Origin of the sequence: Nostoc sp. JL34 (assembly GCF_017114945.1) — a bacterium.
Lineage (GTDB): Bacteria > Cyanobacteriota > Cyanobacteriia > Cyanobacteriales > Nostocaceae > Nostoc.
In genome coordinates, this window is record NZ_JABXKQ010000139.1 from 42,982 (window position 1) to 62,452 (window position 19,471).

General features: G+C 42.0%; 16 protein-coding genes. 7 read left to right on the forward strand and 9 right to left on the reverse strand.

Annotated elements, in window-relative coordinates; translation table 11 throughout:
• Positions 1-280 precede the first annotated feature (280 nt).
• The 3 genes from HWQ44_RS25505 to ppsA all read right to left on the reverse strand — a co-directional run bounded on the left by HWQ44_RS25505 (position 281) and on the right by ppsA (position 5,098).
• Complete coding sequence (locus tag HWQ44_RS25505; protein WP_292724532.1) at positions 281-1,840, reverse strand: phospholipid carrier-dependent glycosyltransferase; 1,560 nt, start codon at positions 1,838-1,840, stop codon at positions 281-283.
• Positions 1,841-1,874: 34 nt separating this feature from the next.
• On the reverse strand, positions 1,875-2,486 hold the full coding sequence (locus HWQ44_RS25510) for a GNAT family N-acetyltransferase (protein ID WP_292724534.1): 612 nt from the start codon (positions 2,484-2,486) through the stop codon (positions 1,875-1,877).
• A 110-nt stretch (positions 2,487-2,596) separates the two neighbouring features.
• Positions 2,597-5,098, reverse strand: a complete 2,502-nt coding sequence (gene ppsA / locus HWQ44_RS25515) for a phosphoenolpyruvate synthase (protein WP_292724535.1) — start codon at positions 5,096-5,098, stop codon at positions 2,597-2,599.
• A 192-nt stretch (positions 5,099-5,290) separates the two neighbouring features.
• Between ppsA and HWQ44_RS25520 the strand changes: the two genes are divergently transcribed.
• Positions 5,291-5,695 carry a hypothetical protein gene (locus tag HWQ44_RS25520; protein WP_292724536.1) on the forward strand — a complete coding sequence of 135 codons (405 nt, stop codon included), beginning with the start codon at positions 5,291-5,293 and terminating at the stop codon, positions 5,693-5,695.
• A 488-nt stretch (positions 5,696-6,183) separates the two neighbouring features.
• Here the strand turns inward: HWQ44_RS25520 and HWQ44_RS25525 are convergent, their stop codons facing one another.
• Entirely contained in the window at positions 6,184-8,112 is a 1,929-nt protein-coding gene (locus HWQ44_RS25525; RefSeq protein WP_292724537.1) for an alpha-amylase family glycosyl hydrolase, read from the reverse strand.
• 253 nt (positions 8,113-8,365) lie between these two features.
• On the opposite strand from HWQ44_RS25525, the gene HWQ44_RS25530 reads away from it, so the two are divergent.
• Positions 8,366-8,557, forward strand: a complete 192-nt coding sequence (locus tag HWQ44_RS25530) for a hypothetical protein (protein ID WP_292724539.1) — start codon at positions 8,366-8,368, stop codon at positions 8,555-8,557.
• Between the two features lie 470 nt (positions 8,558-9,027).
• Entirely contained in the window at positions 9,028-10,080 is a 1,053-nt protein-coding gene (locus HWQ44_RS25535) for a hypothetical protein (RefSeq protein WP_292724541.1), read from the forward strand.
• Between the two features lie 9 nt (positions 10,081-10,089).
• Here HWQ44_RS25535 and HWQ44_RS25540 read toward each other — a convergent pair whose 3' ends face one another.
• Complete coding sequence (locus HWQ44_RS25540; RefSeq protein WP_292724542.1) at positions 10,090-10,299, reverse strand: hypothetical protein; 210 nt, start codon at positions 10,297-10,299, stop codon at positions 10,090-10,092.
• Between the two features lie 323 nt (positions 10,300-10,622).
• Between HWQ44_RS25540 and HWQ44_RS25545 the strand changes: the two genes are divergently transcribed.
• Entirely contained in the window at positions 10,623-12,437 is a 1,815-nt protein-coding gene (locus tag HWQ44_RS25545; RefSeq protein WP_292724544.1) for a serine/threonine protein kinase, read from the forward strand.
• Positions 12,438-12,823: 386 nt separating this feature from the next.
• Positions 12,824-13,042, forward strand: coding sequence for a hypothetical protein (locus tag HWQ44_RS25550; RefSeq protein ID WP_109012126.1), 219 nt, complete (start codon positions 12,824-12,826; stop codon positions 13,040-13,042).
• Positions 13,043-13,069: 27 nt separating this feature from the next.
• Here HWQ44_RS25550 and ribD read toward each other — a convergent pair whose 3' ends face one another.
• The 3 genes from ribD to HWQ44_RS25565 form a co-directional block, all read right to left on the reverse strand.
• Complete coding sequence (ribD, locus tag HWQ44_RS25555; RefSeq protein ID WP_292724548.1) at positions 13,070-14,296, reverse strand: bifunctional diaminohydroxyphosphoribosylaminopyrimidine deaminase/5-amino-6-(5-phosphoribosylamino)uracil reductase RibD; 1,227 nt, start codon at positions 14,294-14,296, stop codon at positions 13,070-13,072.
• Positions 14,297-14,515: 219 nt separating this feature from the next.
• Entirely contained in the window at positions 14,516-15,289 is a 774-nt protein-coding gene (locus HWQ44_RS25560) for an SDR family oxidoreductase (RefSeq protein WP_292724550.1), read from the reverse strand.
• A gap of 104 nt (positions 15,290-15,393) precedes the next feature.
• Positions 15,394-16,233: a nuclear transport factor 2 family protein gene (locus tag HWQ44_RS25565; protein WP_292724552.1), complete on the reverse strand. Its 840-nt coding sequence runs from the start codon at positions 16,231-16,233 to the stop codon at positions 15,394-15,396.
• Between the two features lie 84 nt (positions 16,234-16,317).
• On the opposite strand from HWQ44_RS25565, the gene murG reads away from it, so the two are divergent.
• Positions 16,318-17,397: an undecaprenyldiphospho-muramoylpentapeptide beta-N-acetylglucosaminyltransferase gene (murG, locus tag HWQ44_RS25570; protein ID WP_292724554.1), complete on the forward strand. Its 1,080-nt coding sequence runs from the start codon at positions 16,318-16,320 to the stop codon at positions 17,395-17,397.
• A gap of 32 nt (positions 17,398-17,429) precedes the next feature.
• Positions 17,430-18,725 (forward strand): hypothetical protein, encoded by a 1,296-nt coding sequence (locus HWQ44_RS25575; RefSeq protein ID WP_292724556.1) that lies wholly within the window; start codon positions 17,430-17,432, stop codon positions 18,723-18,725.
• 23 nt (positions 18,726-18,748) lie between these two features.
• Here HWQ44_RS25575 and HWQ44_RS25580 read toward each other — a convergent pair whose 3' ends face one another.
• On the reverse strand, positions 18,749-19,114 hold the full coding sequence (locus HWQ44_RS25580; RefSeq protein WP_292724557.1) for a VOC family protein: 366 nt from the start codon (positions 19,112-19,114) through the stop codon (positions 18,749-18,751).
• Between the last annotated feature and the right edge of the window lie 357 nt (positions 19,115-19,471).

A 19,471-nucleotide genomic window follows, 5' to 3' on the forward strand; every position in this document is an offset into this window, starting at 1 on the left:
TTGAATAATTCTGACTGCCGAATTGGGAATTTTTCTTATAAAAAGATTTTCGGGACATCTTCCACACACTTTTTGGCGATCGCTAATTTGGATTTAGGAGCGCAGACGCTTTGCCTCCGGTTAGGAGTTAATATCATGTTCGGGTAAAGACTTATCATTTAGACCGCAGGGGTGCAGGAGGCAGGGAGAAAGAAGTTTTCCTGATTTTTGCACGGATGCGGTAATCATAAGTAATTAACCGGACTTGATATAATGCCCTGTTTAGGCAATGTCCCTTTAACTAAATCCAAGAGTTGAACCACATTCGGAGCTTATAACCGTCAGGGGAGAGGGGTAAACCCAAATAAATGGGCATCCAGAAAATAAAAGCAGCTAGAATGATAAAAGTAATGGTGATACCTAGCGCCCGGAGTTGTTGATAATAACTGCGAAGACACTGATCAACAAACCAAGCGATCGCTAAAAATACAAACACTACTGCACACATATAGTGGTAGATAAAAACGCATCTCGTCACCTTCACCCAAGGTAACAAGTTAGCAGCATAATTGATAACTAAATACAAGGCAATCCAAGTATCAACACTAAGAGTTGCTTTAAGAGAAAAACGCTTTTCCTTTACCCAAGGAATTACGATTTTTGAAACCAGCATTCCTATTAAAAACAACATGGCAGCAACACCAAACCACCACAAAAATGGATTGCCCATTGCATGGACATCATAAATAACTTGTCCAGCACCGGCAGGCAAAGGTGGCCCCATTACAGGTAAAGGATCGGTGATCCTTTCAGCCGTTTGATAATAATATGCCATTGGCCGAGTCATCAAAGGCCATTTGTACCAGGCAGCACAGTAAGGATGCACGTTAGGACTGTTGCCACCTAAATGTAAGTGAAACTTCAAAATTTGCTGATGTACTGCAATAAATCCATAAGTTTTATCTAGTTGAAGGTGGGGAATCCAGATGATACTGTAGATAAAAGCTGGGATAATTCCTAGATAAAACAGCATGTGAAAAATATTTAGCTGAGTCAAGTTTTGTAGTGGTGTCTGAGATGAGGGAGATGAGGGGGAATAAGTACTAACCCCTGAATCCTGAATCCTGACTTCTGACTGCTGACTGCTGTTTTCTGAATCTTGACTTATGCCTGCTGCCTCCTTCAAAGAGGGGGATGTAAAAAAGAGTTTGCGGTTAAGAAAAGAATTTATCAAATGAATTACCCAAGCTGCTATCCAAATGAGATAAGCACCTGAGAGGAACCATAAACCGTTCCATTTAGTACCGACTGACGCACCAAAAGTAATGCCAGCAAAAACTAACCAAAAAGAACGTTGCCGATTTTGGTTATCTAATGCCAACAAGAAAAACCAGTGACCTAATAAACCAAAGATGACGATATAAATATTACTTAAAGCATAGCGAGATTCAACTAGAAAAATGCCGTCACAAGCTGTGAACAAACCCGCAAGTATTGCAAAGGTACGACGATAACTTAACTGATAAGCGATCGCAGCCACAACTAAAGGAATAAATGAGCCTGTGAGGGCATTTAACCAACGATAAGTCCAAGGCGATCGCAATGAACCTGTCAGTCCATTGACGGTATCATGCCAAAAAGGAATGTGACTACCAATCCAAATGCCAATACCAATAATATATTGACTCAGCGGCGGATGAGCATTAAAAAATGGCGTACGCGTAAGATAATTATTACCAAATTTGGCAAAATAAACTTCATCAAATACCAGAGTGTTGAATCGCTCCAATCCCCAAAATCGTAAGGCAAGTGAGAGAATAAACACACTCACCATCCCAATTCGGAACCATTTTTTAGTCATTAGTCATTAGTCATTAGTCATTAGTCATTAGTCATTAGTCATTAGTCATTGGGTGTAAGTTATTATCCTTGTGTCCCACACTCCCCACTCCTGGTTCCCCCTCTATTCTTACAGGTGCATCTAGCTGGAACAGGAGTAGTTCAATACCGTAATACTTGTTTGTCCAGCCTATTGGTTTCATACCCAATCGTTCGGTTACACGGATTGAAGCATGATTTTCTGGCTTTACTACGGCATAAATCACTGGCAAGTTCAAAACATTAAATCCGTAGTTGAGCATAACTTGTCCTGCTTCTGTTGCATACCCTTTACCCCAAGAAGCTCGCCGCAAGTGCCAACCTACCTCATAATCTTGAGTGGGTAAAGCATCTTTGTTGGGCAATTGTTTAAGAAGGATAGTTCCCACAATTGTTGTAGTTTCCTTTTCGACAATTGCCCAAGATCCAGTGCCATTGTTGCGTCGTAGACATCGCTCAATATTTTCAATCAAGCGCTGACGCTGTGACTCAATGCTGGTGACGTAAGAAGCTTTACTGAGAAAGTGCGTTACTTCAGGATCACTATACATTACAAAGGCTTGCTCGGCATCGCGTTCGGGTATCCAACTGCGAATAATTAAGCGTTCGCTTTCCAAAAGATTTGTCATCTTGCTTTTGGCTAAATTAAGTCGCTATTCTATCAAGATCCTAAGATACTTATTTCAACAGCAATTTTCTGCGCTATAACACCCCTTTAAGACACCAAAACCCTCTGCAATCAGGACTCAGCACTCTCGACTTTTGCCACTTCCAGCATCGTCTTTAAAACCGAATCTGGATTCAGACTAATCGAGTCAATTCCTTGTTCCACCAAAAACTGGGCAAATTCTGGATAATCGCTGGGTGCTTGCCCACAAATGCCGATTTTGCGATCGCATTTTTTCGCCGCTTCTATGGCCATTTTCACCATTCGCTTCACACCCTGGCTACGTTCATCAAATAACCGGGCCACCAACGCCGAATCTCTATCTAACCCCAATGTCAACTGAGTTAGGTCATTAGAACCAATGGAGAAGCCATCAAATACCTCAGCAAACTCCTCAGCCATAATCACATTGTTGGGCAACTCGCACATCACATAAACCTGCAAGTCATCAACACCTTGCTTTAAACCATTTTTTGCCATCTCTGCCAAAACTAAACGCCCTTCATCGGGAGTGCGACAAAAAGGAATCATTGGAATAACATTCGTTAAACCCATTTCTTCCCTTACCCGTTTGATAGCATGACATTCTAAGGCAAAAGCTTCTCTGTAGCCTTCATCATAGTAACGCGCCGCTCCTCGCCAACCCAACATTGGGTTTTCTTCATGGGGTTCAAACTGTCGCCCACCTAATAAGTTGGCATATTCATTACTTTTGAAATCTGACATTCGGACAATCACTGGTTTGGGATAAAATGCCGCTGCAATTCTACCTATACCTTGGGCTAATTTATCTACAAAATACTGGGGTTTATCGTCGTAAAGTGAGGTAATTTCCGCGATTTTAGCTTTTACAAATTCATCTTTTAACAAGTCATAATGAATCAACGCCATTGGATGAATTTGGATTTGGTTAGCAATAATAAATTCTGTCCGCGCTAAACCGACGCCATCGTTGGGAATTGCTGATAAACTTAATGCTTCTTGGGGATTACCCACATTCATTAAAATTTGAGTCCGGGTGCGGGGTAAGTTCTCTAAGGGAACTTCTTTCACTTCAAAAGGTAATAAGCCTGCGTAAACTTTTCCCTCTTCCCCTTCAGCGCAAGAAATTGTTACCTCTTGACCAGGTTTTAAGATTTCTGTAGCATTGCCGCATCCCACGATCGCAGCTACACCCAATTCTCGCGCAATAATTGCTGCATGGCAGGTGCGGCCTCCAGAATTAGTGACAATTGCACTGGCGCGTTTCATAATTGGTTCCCAATCAGGGTCAGTTCTCTCTGTCACCAAAACTTCCCCAGCTTGGAACTGATCGAGTTTGCGAACATCTAAAATTAGGCGTGCTTTTCCTTGACTAATCGCTTCCCCAATCGCACGTCCCGTAACTAGAGGGATGAGGGATTCGGGAGTGGTGAGTGGGGATTGGGAAGATTTTTCCCCAGTCCCCAGTCCCCAGTCTCCAGTCTCTAATACCAACCGATAACTCCGCAGCACATTTCCCGTCTTCTGCGACTGGACGGTTTCGGGACGCGCTTGCACAATAAAAAGTTGGTTAGTAATGCCATCTTTTGCCCACTCAATATCCATTGGAGTGAATATGCCGTGGACTTGGGAATAATGGTCTTCAATTAAACACGCCCAATTTGCTAGTTGTAAAATCTCTTCATCACTCAGGGCAAATTTGCCTCTTTCGCTGGCTGAAACCGAAACATTTTTCGTAAATTTTGAGCCGTCATCATAGATCATTTTTAGTTCTTTACTGCCCAATTTTTTATCGATAATTGGGCGGAAACCAGCTTTTAAAGTTGGTTTAAAAACATAATATTCATCGGGATTTACAGACCCCTGGACAACATTTTCACCTAAACCGTAGGCGGCTGTAATTAGTGCTGCATCCTTAAAGCCGGTTTCTGTATCAATGGAGAACATCACCCCAGAGGTTGCTAAGTCAGAGCGCACCATTTTTTGCACACCAACGGCAAGGGCAATGCTAAAGTGGTCAAATCCCTTGGTATGACGATAAGAAATGGCGCGATCAGTAAATAGGGAAGCAAAGCATTTATGACAAGCTGCTAAAACTCCCTCAGCACCGACAACATTGAGGTAAGTTTCCTGCTGTCCAGCAAAACTAGCATCGGGTAAGTCTTCAGCAGTGGCGCTAGAACGGACTGCAACATCTGTCTCTGCATGATATCGTTCAGAGAGACTATGGTATGCTGTGGCGATCGCCTCCCGCAATTCTACAGGAAATGGAGTGTGGATTAGTAGCGATCGCGCTTTTTTTCCCCGTTCTCGTAAATTTTTGACATCCTCAACATCCAAGTCAGCAAAGAGTTTGCGTAGCTTTGCTTCTAACCCCGCCGATTCAATGAAATGACGATAAGCGTAAGCAGTGGTGGCAAATCCTGTGGGAACATTAATACCTTTGGGCGTTAGCTGTTGAATCATTTCCCCCAGTGAGGCATTTTTACCACCAACTACAGGGATATCAGCAATGCCAATTTCATCAAACCAGAGAATGAGCGATCGCTCTTGGGCAGATAGAGATAAAGTGCTTTTAGATACTGTGGTCATAAATATTACCTTTTAAGTTTATACTCAATTTGTAAGTGGATAATTGCTACTATATTTTTCCCATATTCAACTTGAGATTTTTGGTTCTGTCGAGTGGTTTGAGATTTGGCAATAAAATGCAAGACTATAGTCAATAAAAATTAACAATTATTCGGTTTAATGACTTTATCAAAATACCAAATGTAATACACGATGGTGCAACTAGAACGACTCCTGAAAATGGCAGAAGATGAGCTAACTGAATACAGCACTGATGCCCGTAAAATGGAAAAACTCCGCCGTAAAATAGGTTTAACAGTGTCGGCAACAGAACAGCAGCAAGTCAAAGAGGCATTACTTGCTACTATGAAATCTAATATAATTACCCAAGTTGTGGAAGAACAAAGACAAGCAGTAGCCTTACCATTTTGGGGAATTGCTGGATTGGGTTTGTTACTGGGAATTTCTTTAAATCAACCAATCGGCTTGTTAGCGTCTGTAGTTGGGACTCTATTAGCTTACAGAATTCAAAAATGGGGTTGGAAATTGCAGGCAACTCGTTTATTGTTACAAACATTGGAAGATATTGAAACGCGTATTGCCCAACCCAATAAGTAACAAAATAGATTGCACTTTATAGATAAACAATCTAGATATATTTGCATTAAAATATACTGATTTTATTGAATAATCACTTAATTTATCCCTCGTTAGCATTTAACAATTCCTTTGGGATCACCATAGCAAAAAAATTAGATATTGGATTTGAGATCAGGTATTTATAATCTTGGTTTGTGGACAATGAATGCTACATGATCCTTCTATAGCAGATATTGTTTCAACTTGAAAGCCCACGCTAGAGAGTTCACTGGCAATAACTGTCGCTTCTTATTGTTCCTTTACTCATCAACAGTTACCCCCTCTGCTTTCAGCGACATTTATCATATTTTCGCCCAATGTTGCCCACAAATAATTTAACTACTACACTATGGTGCATAGTGCGGTTACATATCCTTATTTATGTATCTTTTATTACTTAAAATTCAGAAATAATGAAGAGTGAAGAAGCAAAACTTTAATCCTTCACTCTACCTCATTCTATATTTCTAAGATTCTCTTCCCGATGCCCAGGTATCACGCCATTTAACAGTACCTTCTTTAGCAATCACCCAACGGCGATTTACCAGATTTTCGCGCAGAGGCGATCGCCCTTCTCGCCACATGGCATATTTATAAGCAATCAGCTTACCAGTACTCTCATCAAAGGGAATCTCAGCAGACCAGGTATTCGAGTTGATGTACTCTAAAGGATATGCTTTGCTGATATCCCAGTTACCCAACTCAGGGCAATCTCCTGTCACCACAATGATTTCACCGGGTTGGGTATCTACGCCATTGAGTTGGACGCGGACAATTGTCTGTGCTTTGATTCGTTCGCCAACATGGCTGAAAACAATTACTCCCCGTTCCTCTAGTACTAAGTCATAAATCTTGCCGTCTTTCACTTCATACTTATTGCGAGTCACTACGCAGGTATGTTCCCCATCGGGTAATTCTGTTTCTACTTCTGGTAAGGTGACTTCTCCTCCCCGGTTTAAAGCTACAAAACACAGGGAGTCACGATAGCGACGCACATAACAGTAAATATCAGGGGTGAGATATTTTTGCCAATGGCTACCCATTGACACGGCTGGATTCAGTCGCCGTAAGCCTGAAAGCAGCCTGATGCAACGATAAATCTCACTCTCTGTATCCCAATTTTCCATCATTGGGCGGTTATATGGGTCGTTACCGCCATCGGTGTCGTCATGCAGATACTGTTCTGTACCGTAGTAAATGCAAGGGATACCGCGAGATGTCATAATTAAGGCGATCGCTACCTTCAACATTGCTGGATCGGGGTTCAGCGATTGGAAGCGGCACATATCATGGTTATCGATGAAGGTAACTAGTTCTGCTGCCCCGTTGTAGCGATAATCCTGGTCAAAAATATATTGAATTGTCTGGAATCCCATTTCTGAACCTTGCCCCAGTGCGGCTCGAATTGCCACACACAAACCAAAGTCTAGAAGTGTCATGCCTGAGTGGTTAACAAATTCCACCGAGCGATCGTCACTAGGATTACTGTAAATCCATTCACCAAAAATAAAGACATCTGGTTTGTGATTGCTCATATCCCCAGTGAATTCTTGCCAAAACCAAATGGGCATGTGCTTGACAGTATCCACCCGCAGTGCATCTACACCCCGGTCTAGCCATTGTTTAATTGCTGACTTGATATACTCACGATATTCAGTATTGTTCTCATTAAAGGTTGCTAGACCAGATAGTTCACAGTTCTGTACTTGCCAATCGTCTTCCCAGTTTTGCACTTCCCCATAATGGTGATACCAATGATTGACATCATCATTGAAATCAGCAATTTTGACGCCATCGTCATATAATTCGCCTTTGCTACCGCTGGTATCAGGACTGCTATGGTTGCAGACAATATCTAGCACCAGCTTCATATTCCGCTTGTGCAGTTCTGTAATTAACCGATCAAAGGTGGTATTTTTTTCTTCTTGAGTAGCGTTTAAAGAAGGGTTCTCTCCATCAGCAATGTAGCGAGGATTAATCCGCTTAAAGTCTTTTGTCCAATAGCCATGTAAAGCTGCATTGCCAACAAATAACTCTTCAACTTGCTCGAAGAGTGGAGTTAACCAAAGGGCTGTCACTCCCATGTTTTTGAGATAATCTAATTTATCGATGACACCTTGCAAGTCGCCACCCCAGTACTTACCCCAATCTTTTCTAGTTGGATCGTACAGTTCTGAGTTCGCACCTTCGCTGTTATCTAGATCGCCATCATAAAAGCGATCGACCACAAGAAAATAAATGGTTTCCTGACGAAATTCAATATCTCTGGTGTAAAGAAACTCTAGGTCAATCTCAGTTTCTGATGGTGGTGTTTCTATAATAGCGTCTACTTTTTCTTGTGCAGAATCAACTTTATATTGATCTGGTGAAAACTGAGATGGAGGGGTTTGTACCATAAAAGAACTCAAAATTTAATGTAATTCATAACTTGTAGACTACAACGTTTCGAGTATTGTGTATCGTTACAAGCTTCGGTATTTTGACATCCTGCGCACGATGTAGGTATCTATCGCTAGCTAGTTTATAATTCTATCGGTAGACATAATTCATTTGCTAGAGGATAAAAATAAAGGAATACAGCAGTTATTAACGATTCTTACTTGACAACAAAAATTTACAATATTTTAGTTAAGTTGACTGCGGTAAATATTGAGCCTAGCTCGTGTTTCAGTGTATATTCGAGAACGAATTTTAGAACACGTTAACTCTTTCGGTGTGAAATCAGAATTTGTACTACAAAGTCAACACCTGGTTAACAACTCAATGGAATGCAAACTCGATCGAGTTCATCTTGTCAATTACTACCATTTGAAAGACTCGATTAGCGGTCATTTGGATTAATATGAAAACCTGGACAATGTTGAAACGAAATATCAGGCATCCTGGGGAGAGTAAAGACACCAACGTTACTGATTAGATTCAAGTTTTTACAAAAATATCGTTGAGTGCTTCGGAGTATGTCTTAAATCATTAGAGAGGAAGTCAGCAGTTTGTGCAGCTGGATGACAGCAAGGCTTAACTAGCGCTAGAAATTAGCTGTCAACAAGGTTTTGTTACACCTGAGCAATACTGAGTAAACCACGTCTTAGCCCGCTTTTTCTCTAGAATATTCGCTCCATTGATCGAGAGTGCTGAGTTAAAAGTGCCTTGGCTGAGAGTTAAAAGACCACCCATAAGGAGCCTTGCTCTTACCAAGTGCATCTGTGCTGAATACTTTTTCTGGACTCAGCATTCAACACTGAGTAAGGTAAACTGACCATTGTCACTTTCAATCTGTTATTACTATCAAAGAATTAATTTAGGTAGCAATTATGACAAAATATGACAAGGTTTTTAACTCATCAAAGACATCAGAGGAATCACTAAGTCCAGAGGAAGCGGTGGCGGCGATCGCAACTGTCACTGCGATCGCTGATTCATCGATTGAAGTTATAGATGCAGAAAGTTTAGCGGGTATCCTCTGGGAATTCGAGGTTTTCGAGGAATACTCAGAAGATGAAATCGCAGAAATAGTTGATAGACTCATAGGCATTGCCGAAGAAGAGGGAATTGGGCCCCTGTTTAATGTCGCCAAAGTATCTCTTTCAGATGAATTAGTGCTGGATGGTTTTGCTGCTGGGGTAATAGTGCTTTTAGACGATGAACTCGCCATCCCCAAATCAAAACAAGCCTACCTCAAAAAGCTACAAGCGGCTTTGGAACTTGAGGATGAAGAAGCAGAGGAAATCATCAAAGAGGTAATTGCAGCCTTTAAAGAAGCAGAAGATGAAGAATATGCAGACGACGATGATGATGAAACAGTAGTCATAGAAGATTTTAGTCAACAGACATATCAATCTCCCTTAGGTAACTTTACTGTGCAGATTCCGGTTGATCCCCAGCAGGGAGGTAGAATTCAAAGCCAGGAAGGAGTAGTTGGCTTTTCTGATGACATCGGTACTTTGCTGAGAATCGATTATTATCCTTTCCCCCTGGAACAGTTAGAAGAACTGGAGTCTGTTGGACAAGAAGAATATTTACAAACAATCTTAGTAGACAAGTATGTACCCCAAGCGATTTTCGCCAATGTACCAGATGCTTCTGTGGAGTATACCGAATATCTGAAAGACACTTTGCGAGGCGCTTACTACGTGTTAATCGATATGCCCAAAGGTTCGACGATTTCTAAGCAAGAAAATAATGGAACTGCGATCAGATTAGATGCGTATCGGGGGCTGCTTACCTTTATCAGTGGTGAATTTTTGTATATAGTTAGTAGTCAGCACAGCTTTATCAACGGCGAAACTCCCGATTCTGTTGAAGAAGAAGCCGAAGACATCAAGGAGAGTATTTTAGAGTTTGTTGAGACTATAGAGTTCACTTAGTACAGCATTTCATTCACTCGTAGCGATATTAAATTTGACAAGACTCTGCAATGCCAATACATTGACTTGTATCGTTAATGCGTTGACTTGCATCGTTAATGCGTTGACTTGCATTGTTAATGCATTGACTTGCATTGTTAATGCGTTGACTTGCATTGTTAATGCGTTGACTTGCATCGTTAATGCATTGACTCGCATCGTTAATGCGTTGACTTGCATCGTTAATGCGTTGACTTGTACTAAAAACGCTACGCTTTTACGCAAATGTCACCGCAAAAAAGGGTCGAAATAGAAAAATATTCTTTCTCAAAGTTAAATCGGCAGTTAGAAACCGCGTTTACACAAAGCTTTACCCACCTCTTTGAGTTTAAAACCCTGAATTTTCCTTAATTGGTATTGGGAACGAATGGCATTCTCAATTCAATGTCCATAACTCATCAACTTATCTGATGTACATTTGGAAAGGGCGATGTCTGACGACAAGCCTGGAGAAGACAGGAAATTTCCGGCTCCGCACTGGGTCTCTACACTTGTAATTTTTCATGACAATAACCCTGCTGAACAATCGCTATCAAATTATCCAGATAATCGGCGCTGGTGGGTTTGGCGAAACCTTTCTAGCAGAAGATGTCCACATGCCTTCTCGCCGCCGCTGTGTGATTAAGCAACTAAAACCGATAACCAATAATGACCCGCAAACCTACCAACTTATCCAACAAAGGTTTGAACGGGAAGCTGCAACCTTGGAGTATTTGGGTGAAAGTAGTCATCAAATTCCTAAACTCTACGCCTACTTTTCTGAGAACGGGCAGTTTTACCTCGTCCAAGAATGGATTCACGGCCAAACCCTGACAAAAATTGTCGAAGCCAAAGGATTTGAGAGTGAAACTGCTGTTCGGCAAATTCTCTTGAGTCTGCTTTCAGTCTTAGATTATGTCCACAGTAAAGGCATTATTCACCGCGATATCAAGCCAGATAACATAATTTTGCGTTCTGTTGATAGCAAGCCAGTTTTGATTGATTTTGGTGCAGTCAAAGAAACAATCCGTTCAGTGGTGAATTCTCCAGGATACCCCACGCGATCGCTCGTCATTGGTACGCCTGGATATATGCCTAGCGAACAAGCCGTTGGCCGCCCAGTTTACGCCACTGATATCTACAGCTTAGGTTTAACAGCAATTTATCTGCTGACTGGCAAACACCCGCAAGAACTAGTAACTGATCTGAAAACTGGGGAAATACTTTGGCAAAATCACGCCTCTCACGTCTCTTCCCAATTGGCAGGGGTACTTAATCAGGCAATTAAGCCTCATGCTGGCGATCGCTACAGCACTGCCAGTAAAATGCTACATGCCTTGCAGTCTGCTAGTAATATACCTCCTGAGTCAGTTGCAAATACTTCCACAGTCATTTTTTCTTCCACTGCTACATCGACTCGACAAACCCAGCCATTATATTCCCCACAAAAAAATTCTGCGATTCCTGGGTATTCCCCTCCTGGAAACTGGCAAAAACCTGCTGTGATTGTTGGTAGTTTGCTCATAGGCGGCTTGATTGGGGCAGTAGCAATTCCTAGCATCATTCGTCAGCAACAACCAGAAACAACCATTGCTACAAATCCCACGCAATCGCCAGAATCTTTTCCAACTCCTGCATCTAGCGAACCGCCCGTTTCTTCCCAAACTTCTCCAGTCCCAGTTATTCCTAGACGACAGCCAGTAATTCCCGATCCTTTACCAACCTCTAATCCCCCAGTTGTATTGATCCCACGGCCAAAACAAGAGCCTTTAACTTCAGATACTCCAGCACCAGTAGCACTATCCACACCACAGCCAGAACCAAAGAATGAGACGAGTGCAGTTCCCACTCCACAAAACAACGATCAGCCGCCCAGTAAATTAGCTGCCACAACCAGCAGGCAAAGCGTTCCCGCATTTCCTACAGGTACATCAAGAAGCGCCGTAGAAGCTACCCTCGGCAAACCAAATCAAGATTTAAGAGGCGCATGGGGCAAAACTCGTGCTGTCGTTTACAAACTAGTGCCAAACAAAATTGACCTTGGCTATTTATTTGATCGTAATTCTAAAGTGTTGCGTCAAACTGAGGTATCTTTTGCTCAATCGGTAGATCCGCAGGTAATGGAGGCTACCTTGAATGGAATGTTAAGTGGGCAAGCTACTGAAGAAATTAAGCAGGGACTCAAACAAGTACAACAGCGCCAATCTGATAATTTTAGTTTTAAGAATGGCTCAGTTAAAGGTCAGATTATCCGCCAAGAATGTGATTTTATCTACATCAGCATCTGGGATGTAGATTTACATGATTTTGTGAGTCCATCTACAGCCAAACAGTGTTAACCCCTGAGAAACATCATTCTCAAAATTTAAATTTTTGTATCATACAAGACAGATTCAGTATTCAATATAGTGCTTATGAAACTGACTTTGTTGGGCTACAATCAAGACAATTTCAGTCTTCCCAAGCACAAAAACTCAATTTTTAGAATCAGTGCATTTGTTTTCTAGGTTTTACAATCTAAACCCATGAAAATCGGTCTTTCCCATGCCCAATTCCCCATGCCCATTTTCAAACTGAGTTTCAAATTCTTAATCTTCATAAAGTTATAAATCCCATTATTAAGTTTTTAATAATACTTGTCTCAGCTTCTACATTCATGTCGTAAATTGCGATCAAAATTGTGTAATCTGAAGACAGCAAAGCTAAATTATTCAATTGAGGTCTGATGACTCCTACAATTATGCGTCAGCTTTGGTCAGTGGTTGAAACCGCTCAAGCCAAACTCCTTTTACAACTGGATGATGCTAGCTTGGTGCAGTGGTTAGTGAAACAAACAGAAACGCAAGTGTTGTTAGATTCTAACGAAACTGATTATCTGTGCCACTATATTCAATCTCGGCTAGCCCTTATACGTGATATCGCTCATGAACGCCAGTGTTCATGAGCGATATCACGATGAATTGATTGATGGTCAAGTGTTATTACTATTGGCTATTGGCTTTTGGGGAAAATAACCTTCTACTAAGCAGTCAGAGCCTACTACACGCCAACGAACACGTTCTAGAGACAATGCCTCAGTCATGGTAGTAAAACCTAAATCACCCACTGGTGTGGGAGCAATGCTACCACCAATAATTTTGGGGGCGATAAATGCCAGAACTTTTTGCACTGCTCCTTGAGCGATCGCACTAGCAGCTAAAGTACCACCACACTCCCACAATACGCTACAAAAACCCCGCTCATATAAGTACGCCATCGCCTTATCTGGTGTAAGTGATGTTAATTTCACTACCTCTACCCCAAGTTTTCGCAACAGTTCTTGGAAATCGGGGTTAGCACCCTCTTCTGTCAACACCAAAGTTGGAGCATCCGCAGTTTGCCAGAGATGGGCACTTTCCGGTAAGTTGAGATGGCGACTCATCACCACCCGCAGGGGATTATGTACCCCCACCTGATGGCTGGTTAAGTAAGGATTATCCTGTCGGACTGTATTACCACCGACAATTATGGCATCACAAGCCGCTCGCAGCTGATGTACTTCACTGCGGGCATCTTGGCTTGTCACCCAGGCGCTATGACCAGAGCTAGTAGCGATTTTGCCATCTAAAGTCATGGCATATTTTAAAATTCCCAAAGGCCGCTTGTAGAGAATGCGATGCACAAAAGCTTCATTTAGCTGACGGCAAGCTGACTCTTCTACTCCTACCAACACTTCGATCCCCGCTGCACGTAAACGGGCAATACCACCTCCAGCTACCAGTGGATTGGGATCAACCATACCCACCACCACTTTTGCCACCCCTGCTTGGATCAATCCTTCCGAACAAGGGGGAGTCCGTCCGTAGTGATTGCAAGGTTCGAGGCTGACATAGATTGTTGCACCACGAGAGCGATCGCCTGCTGCTTTTAAGGCAAACACTTCTGCATGAGGCTCACCTGCACGAGGATGAAACCCTTCCCCGACAATCTCACCATCCTGGACAATCACCGCTCCCACTAACGGATTTGGCGAAGTGCGCCCTAAAGCACGGCGAGCAAGTTCCAAACACCGCAGCATCATGCGAGAGTCAAAGTCAGTTCCTACCTTTTCCTGCGGTGGTGAATTCGAGCCAACTGCTGACTGCACTAGAAGTATATTTTCCTGAGTGTAATTTGGTAAGGATGCATCTGCTTGAGCGACCACTGGGAAATTATCCATAATTTTTAGCAATACTGTAAATATTCTGTACGCGATCGCGCAGCCTTTCCACAGGAGAATCGCGCTTTGATCCTAATGTAAACAGTAATGGCAGGAGTACGGGAAAGCGGAGCAGATATCTCTACGAAACGTTGCGCTATCGCCGGGTAGCTGCCGCCCTCTGCGGGATCTTGCTACAAACTTTTGTCTCCGACACGCTACGCGATATATGGGTTAATTTTATGTTCGCCGATTAACTAGGGTAGCGCTGGCTTGGTCAACAGGCATCAGCACAACTTCATTAATATTGACATGGGGCGATCGCGTCACGCAGAAAAATATCACATCAGCCACATCATCTGCTGTTAGGGGTGTAACTCCCTGGTAGACTTTACTGGCGCGTTCAGTATCTCCGTGAAAGCGCACCTCGCTAAATTCCGTTTCTACCATCCCAGGGTCAACGGAAGTTACACGGACTCGCGTTCCCAACAGGTCTTGTTTTAAACCTTCAGAAATGGCTCTTACAGCAGCTTTGGTAGCACAGTAGACATTGCCACCAGGATAGGTTTGATGTCCAGCAATGGAACCTAAATTTACCACATGACCGCGATCGCGACTCACCATTCCCGGAATAACATAGCGAGATAGATAAAGTAAACCCTTAACGTTAGTATCAATCATGTCTTCCCAGTCTTGAAAGCTGCCTTCATGCAACTTGTCTAAACCGCGACTTAGACCAGCATTATTAATGAGAATGTCGATTTCAGACCAGGCAGAAGGTAGAGTCGCAATGGTAGATTCAACAGCGCTGCGATCGCGCACATCTAGCTGTAATAAATGAATTTCAGTACTAAAATCTTTACTGAGAGTATCTGCTAGCTGCTGCAAACGCTCTAACCGTCGTGCCGCTAAAATCAGTTTTGCACCCGCACCAGCGAAGATTCTCGCGCAAGCAGTACCAATACCACTGCTTGCACCAGTAATCAAAATGATTTGATTTTGTAGGGAAGTCATTAGGATAGTTAGGAGTGAGGACTTAACAGTTATGAATTACGAATTAGCACAAGTTTCATCGTTCATAATTTATCATCAGTCGGTCGATAACTCCTAACTCCTAACTACTTCTTCACCACTTGCAGACGCTGAGTTACCATCGTCATCCCATTACCCCGCAGGATCACAGCAGAAACCCATTGGCTACCAGGAGTAGATGGTGCTTGTCCAACTTTAAATAGTCCACCAGATGTCAGTAATTCCAAATCCACAGGTGTAGGGTTGAGAAATTTATCTGGTTGGATAGTTTCCTCTAGCGCCGTTCCTAGTAGAAAATCCTCACCAAGTGGCTCTTGGACGATCACATCAAAATTATACTTCTGGCCAACTTGTACCTGCTGTGGTAATTTAATATCAATTTGGGGTGGCTTGCTGCCAGACGTAAGTAAGGTGCGTTCTGACAAAATGTCTTGGCGGACGATTTTTCCGCCTTCAATGCGCTGACGTGATTTAATCGTCGCGTTGAGAGCCAACTTATTAGCATTACCAGAGGGTAAGCCAGTTATCTTCGTTTCTGTTTCGGCAATAATCGCATTGCCTTCAGGTTTTGAAGATAGTAGTTTCGTACTGTATTGCAATTTGGGATATCGTTGCCAAAGTGAAGTCAAAGATTTTTCTAGGGTTTGGAGGTTTAATCCATCCCCATGAGTGAAATTGGGACTGTAGAATTGCAACACCCCTTTGACATCGCCCCGACTAGCGGCGGTATCAACTTGTGTCAACAGATTTTTCAGATCGGCTGGTGCATTTTGGGGTGTACCAGCTTGGGATAATAGCTGTGGTGTCGTCGCTGAAGTGCGTTGCCAACCACTTGTTAAACCAATGGTTAGCAGGAATGTAACCAGCCAGATATTTGCTGGAAATCGCAGTTGGCGTCTCACTAAGGCGGTAATAATGTTGGTCATTGGTAAGAGTTTACTGATTTGATTAGAGAAAGTAAGCAAATTGTTTTATCTTAGTTAAGCTAGACGCTAAACGGTAGAGGTTTGATGGCAAACGCACCGATACGATTATTAATAGCTGCCAGTGGGACTGGTGGACACTTGTTTCCAGCGATCGCCCTGGCCCAAAAACTTCCAGATTATCAAATAGAATGGCTGGGAGTACCCGATCGGCTAGAAACTCAACTTGTCCCCAAACAGTATCCCTTGAATACTATTGCAGTTGAAGGGTTTCAGCAAGGGTTTGGACTCTCCTCGATTCGCATTTTGGGTAAACTCGCCCTTTCGATTCTGGAAGTCAGACGAATTCTCAAACAGGGAAATTTTCAAGGGGTGTTTACTACGGGGGGTTACATTGCTGGCCCAGCCGTGATTGCGGCGCGTTCTCTCGGTTTACCCGTGATTTTCCACGAATCTAACGCCTTACCAGGTAAAGTAACTCGCTTTTTTGGGCCTTGGTGTAGTGCGGTAGCCTTGGGATTTGAAGTAGCTGCTAAGTATTTACCCCGTGCTAAAAATGTCTGTGTTGGCACTCCCGTAAGAGAGCAATTTCTGGATGGGGCAATAAATGCACCACTGGATTTAGCTATTCCTGATGGTGTGCCTTTAATTGTTGTTTTTGGCGGTAGCCAGGGTGCAGTTGCAGTAAATAAGTTGGTGCGCGAATCTGCAAAAGCTTGGTTTGATGCTGGTATTTATGTAGTACATTTAACTGGCGATCGCGATCCAGAAGCAGATAGTCTCAAACATCCACAGTACATAGCCTTAGCTTTTTACAACAATATGGCGGCATTGTTGCAACGAGCAACTCTTGCTATTAGTCGTTCTGGTGCAGGTAGTTTGACAGAATTAGCAGTATGTGGAACGCCAGCGATTTTGATTCCTTACCCCTTTGCCGCAGAAGACCATCAATCTTACAATGCAGACGTATTTACTTCATCGGGTGCAGCGTTAACTTTGAAGCAATCAGAGTTGACGACTGAAGCATTGCAAAGTTATGTGTTGAATTTATTGCAGTCACCGCAAGAGTTAGCAAAAATGAGGGAAAAAACAAAGGCGATCGCAGTTCCTGATAGTGCCGAAAAGTTGGCGCAGTTAGTGCGTGAGGTGATAGAAACACCACGTTGATTATTGAGCATTAGACATTTATTTTCCAAGTTATGAATATGTTATTTAGCAAAAAACTTCGCTTTCCAGTGGGTTGTGCTGCTTTATTACTTGTCAGTTTAGTAAGTAGCTATCTATATACCCACTCAAAAACTAAACAAATAGCTCAACAAAATCAGTCATTTACTCAACAAGAAAATTCTGCCCTACTTCAATCAAAGATTTCTCTGACCTCAAATCAAGCTGCCGATCAACTTAACTCAAGGTTTCAAAATGCTTTTTCATCTCGACAGAATTTGTTAGCCGAATCTGCATCCTATCCAGTTGTTGATGAGTTCAAAAAATATAAATTTAACATTAATGGCAGCCAGATTGCTACTCCAGGAAAACTCCCAAATAGTAAGGTTAAATTCAATCAAGGAGATTTATTAGCTGTTCTCGTTAATACTAGAAAATATTTTCAAGATTATGCTTCAGAAGACCCAGATATTATGCGTGCAGGAGTTCTTGCTACTCAAGGAGTTACTGTACCAGATGTCCTCAAAACCTTGGATTTCATGATTGCTGTTTTAAAGGAGGATATTGCTAATAATCGGACTACTCGTTTACAAGACTCTAAATTTATTAATACCAATTTTCGAGTCATTAAATGGTCTGCCTATAACCCCAAAAGTAAACAGCAAAAACAATTGCGAATTACCAAATATGCTGTATTTACTCACCCTGGTTCCCGCAAGAAAACCTCTACTTTTAATATACCAATTTATAGCTTAAAAGATAACTCTAATAACGATAAGTTCTATACTCGATACACAAAGCAAGATGTTTTATCTGGTATTTATGAACCAGGTGGCCGAGAATTTGGAAAAGTTACAACTCTTGCTTATCTAACCAGAAATGGCTTAGAAGAAGCAATTATGGAAGGAACAATTCTAATTAATTTTACAGATGGTTATAAAGTATTTTTTAATGTAGATAGAAACAATGGAATGGCTTATATCCGCGGATTAAAGGCAACAGCACAAAAGCGTTATTGGTATTTTAGAGAAGTTGATGCTATTAAAGGCTATGGGTACAAAATAGATGCAAAAATTTCTATCAAACCCGGAGTTACTTTTGCTGGAGATGTTTTGAATATCGGTTTAGGTAAGGTGGTTGTGATTGAGCATACTCAGGGTGGGCGCAAACATCTACAAATGGGAGTCATCGCCGATACAGGCGGAGCATTTTTACCCAATCTTTATCAGCTCGATTTTTTGGCAGGTATTTTTAAGAATAAAACAGAATTTGGGCAGAATATCAGCCAATTACCGGACTATGCCACAGCATATTTTTTAGTCAAGAAGTAATGCATTGACCTGATGTCAAAAATCTATGCACGGGTTAACAATTCTAAGTTGTGACCATCGGGGTCATAGAAATAGAAGCCACGACCTTCCTTTCTGTGGTTAATTTGTCCTTTATTCTGATGCATGGGGTCGCTACTGTATTCAATACCTGCTTCTTTAACGCGTGCAAAAATTGCATCAAATTCTTCATCACTGACATGGAACGCATAATGATGTGGCTCGAACGCTTCAGCGTCAGCGAAGTCGAGCGTTAATGCATCATTTATATGCACAGCAGCGAAGTAACCAACGGGAAGCTTGACTTCTAAACCAAAAATTTTTGCAAAGAACCTCGCCGATGCTTGTTTGTCATGTACAGGCACTATGGTGTGATTTAAAGTAATTGTCATGTCACACCTTCCCTCCTAATTTTGGTAGTAATCCATATCAACTCTTTATTCAGAGTCGACAACAACAATGTTCCTTATCTATTTTATCTTTTCAGCGCTAACACCAGAGTAAATATATCTAAATTCTGTGTTCTATATATTTGGAACATCCACAAACACTAAACTATGACTCTTTAATAAGCAAACCTGATAACTAGTATCAGGTTTACTGTAGTAACAAAAGTTGATTAAAAAATGTAAAGCAGTGTAAAGTAGTTTCACAGGCAAAAACAAAACCGCCTGATTCATAAATAACCGCAATCATAAAACAATGACAACAACCTTACAACGTCGCGAAAGCGCCAACGTATGGGATCG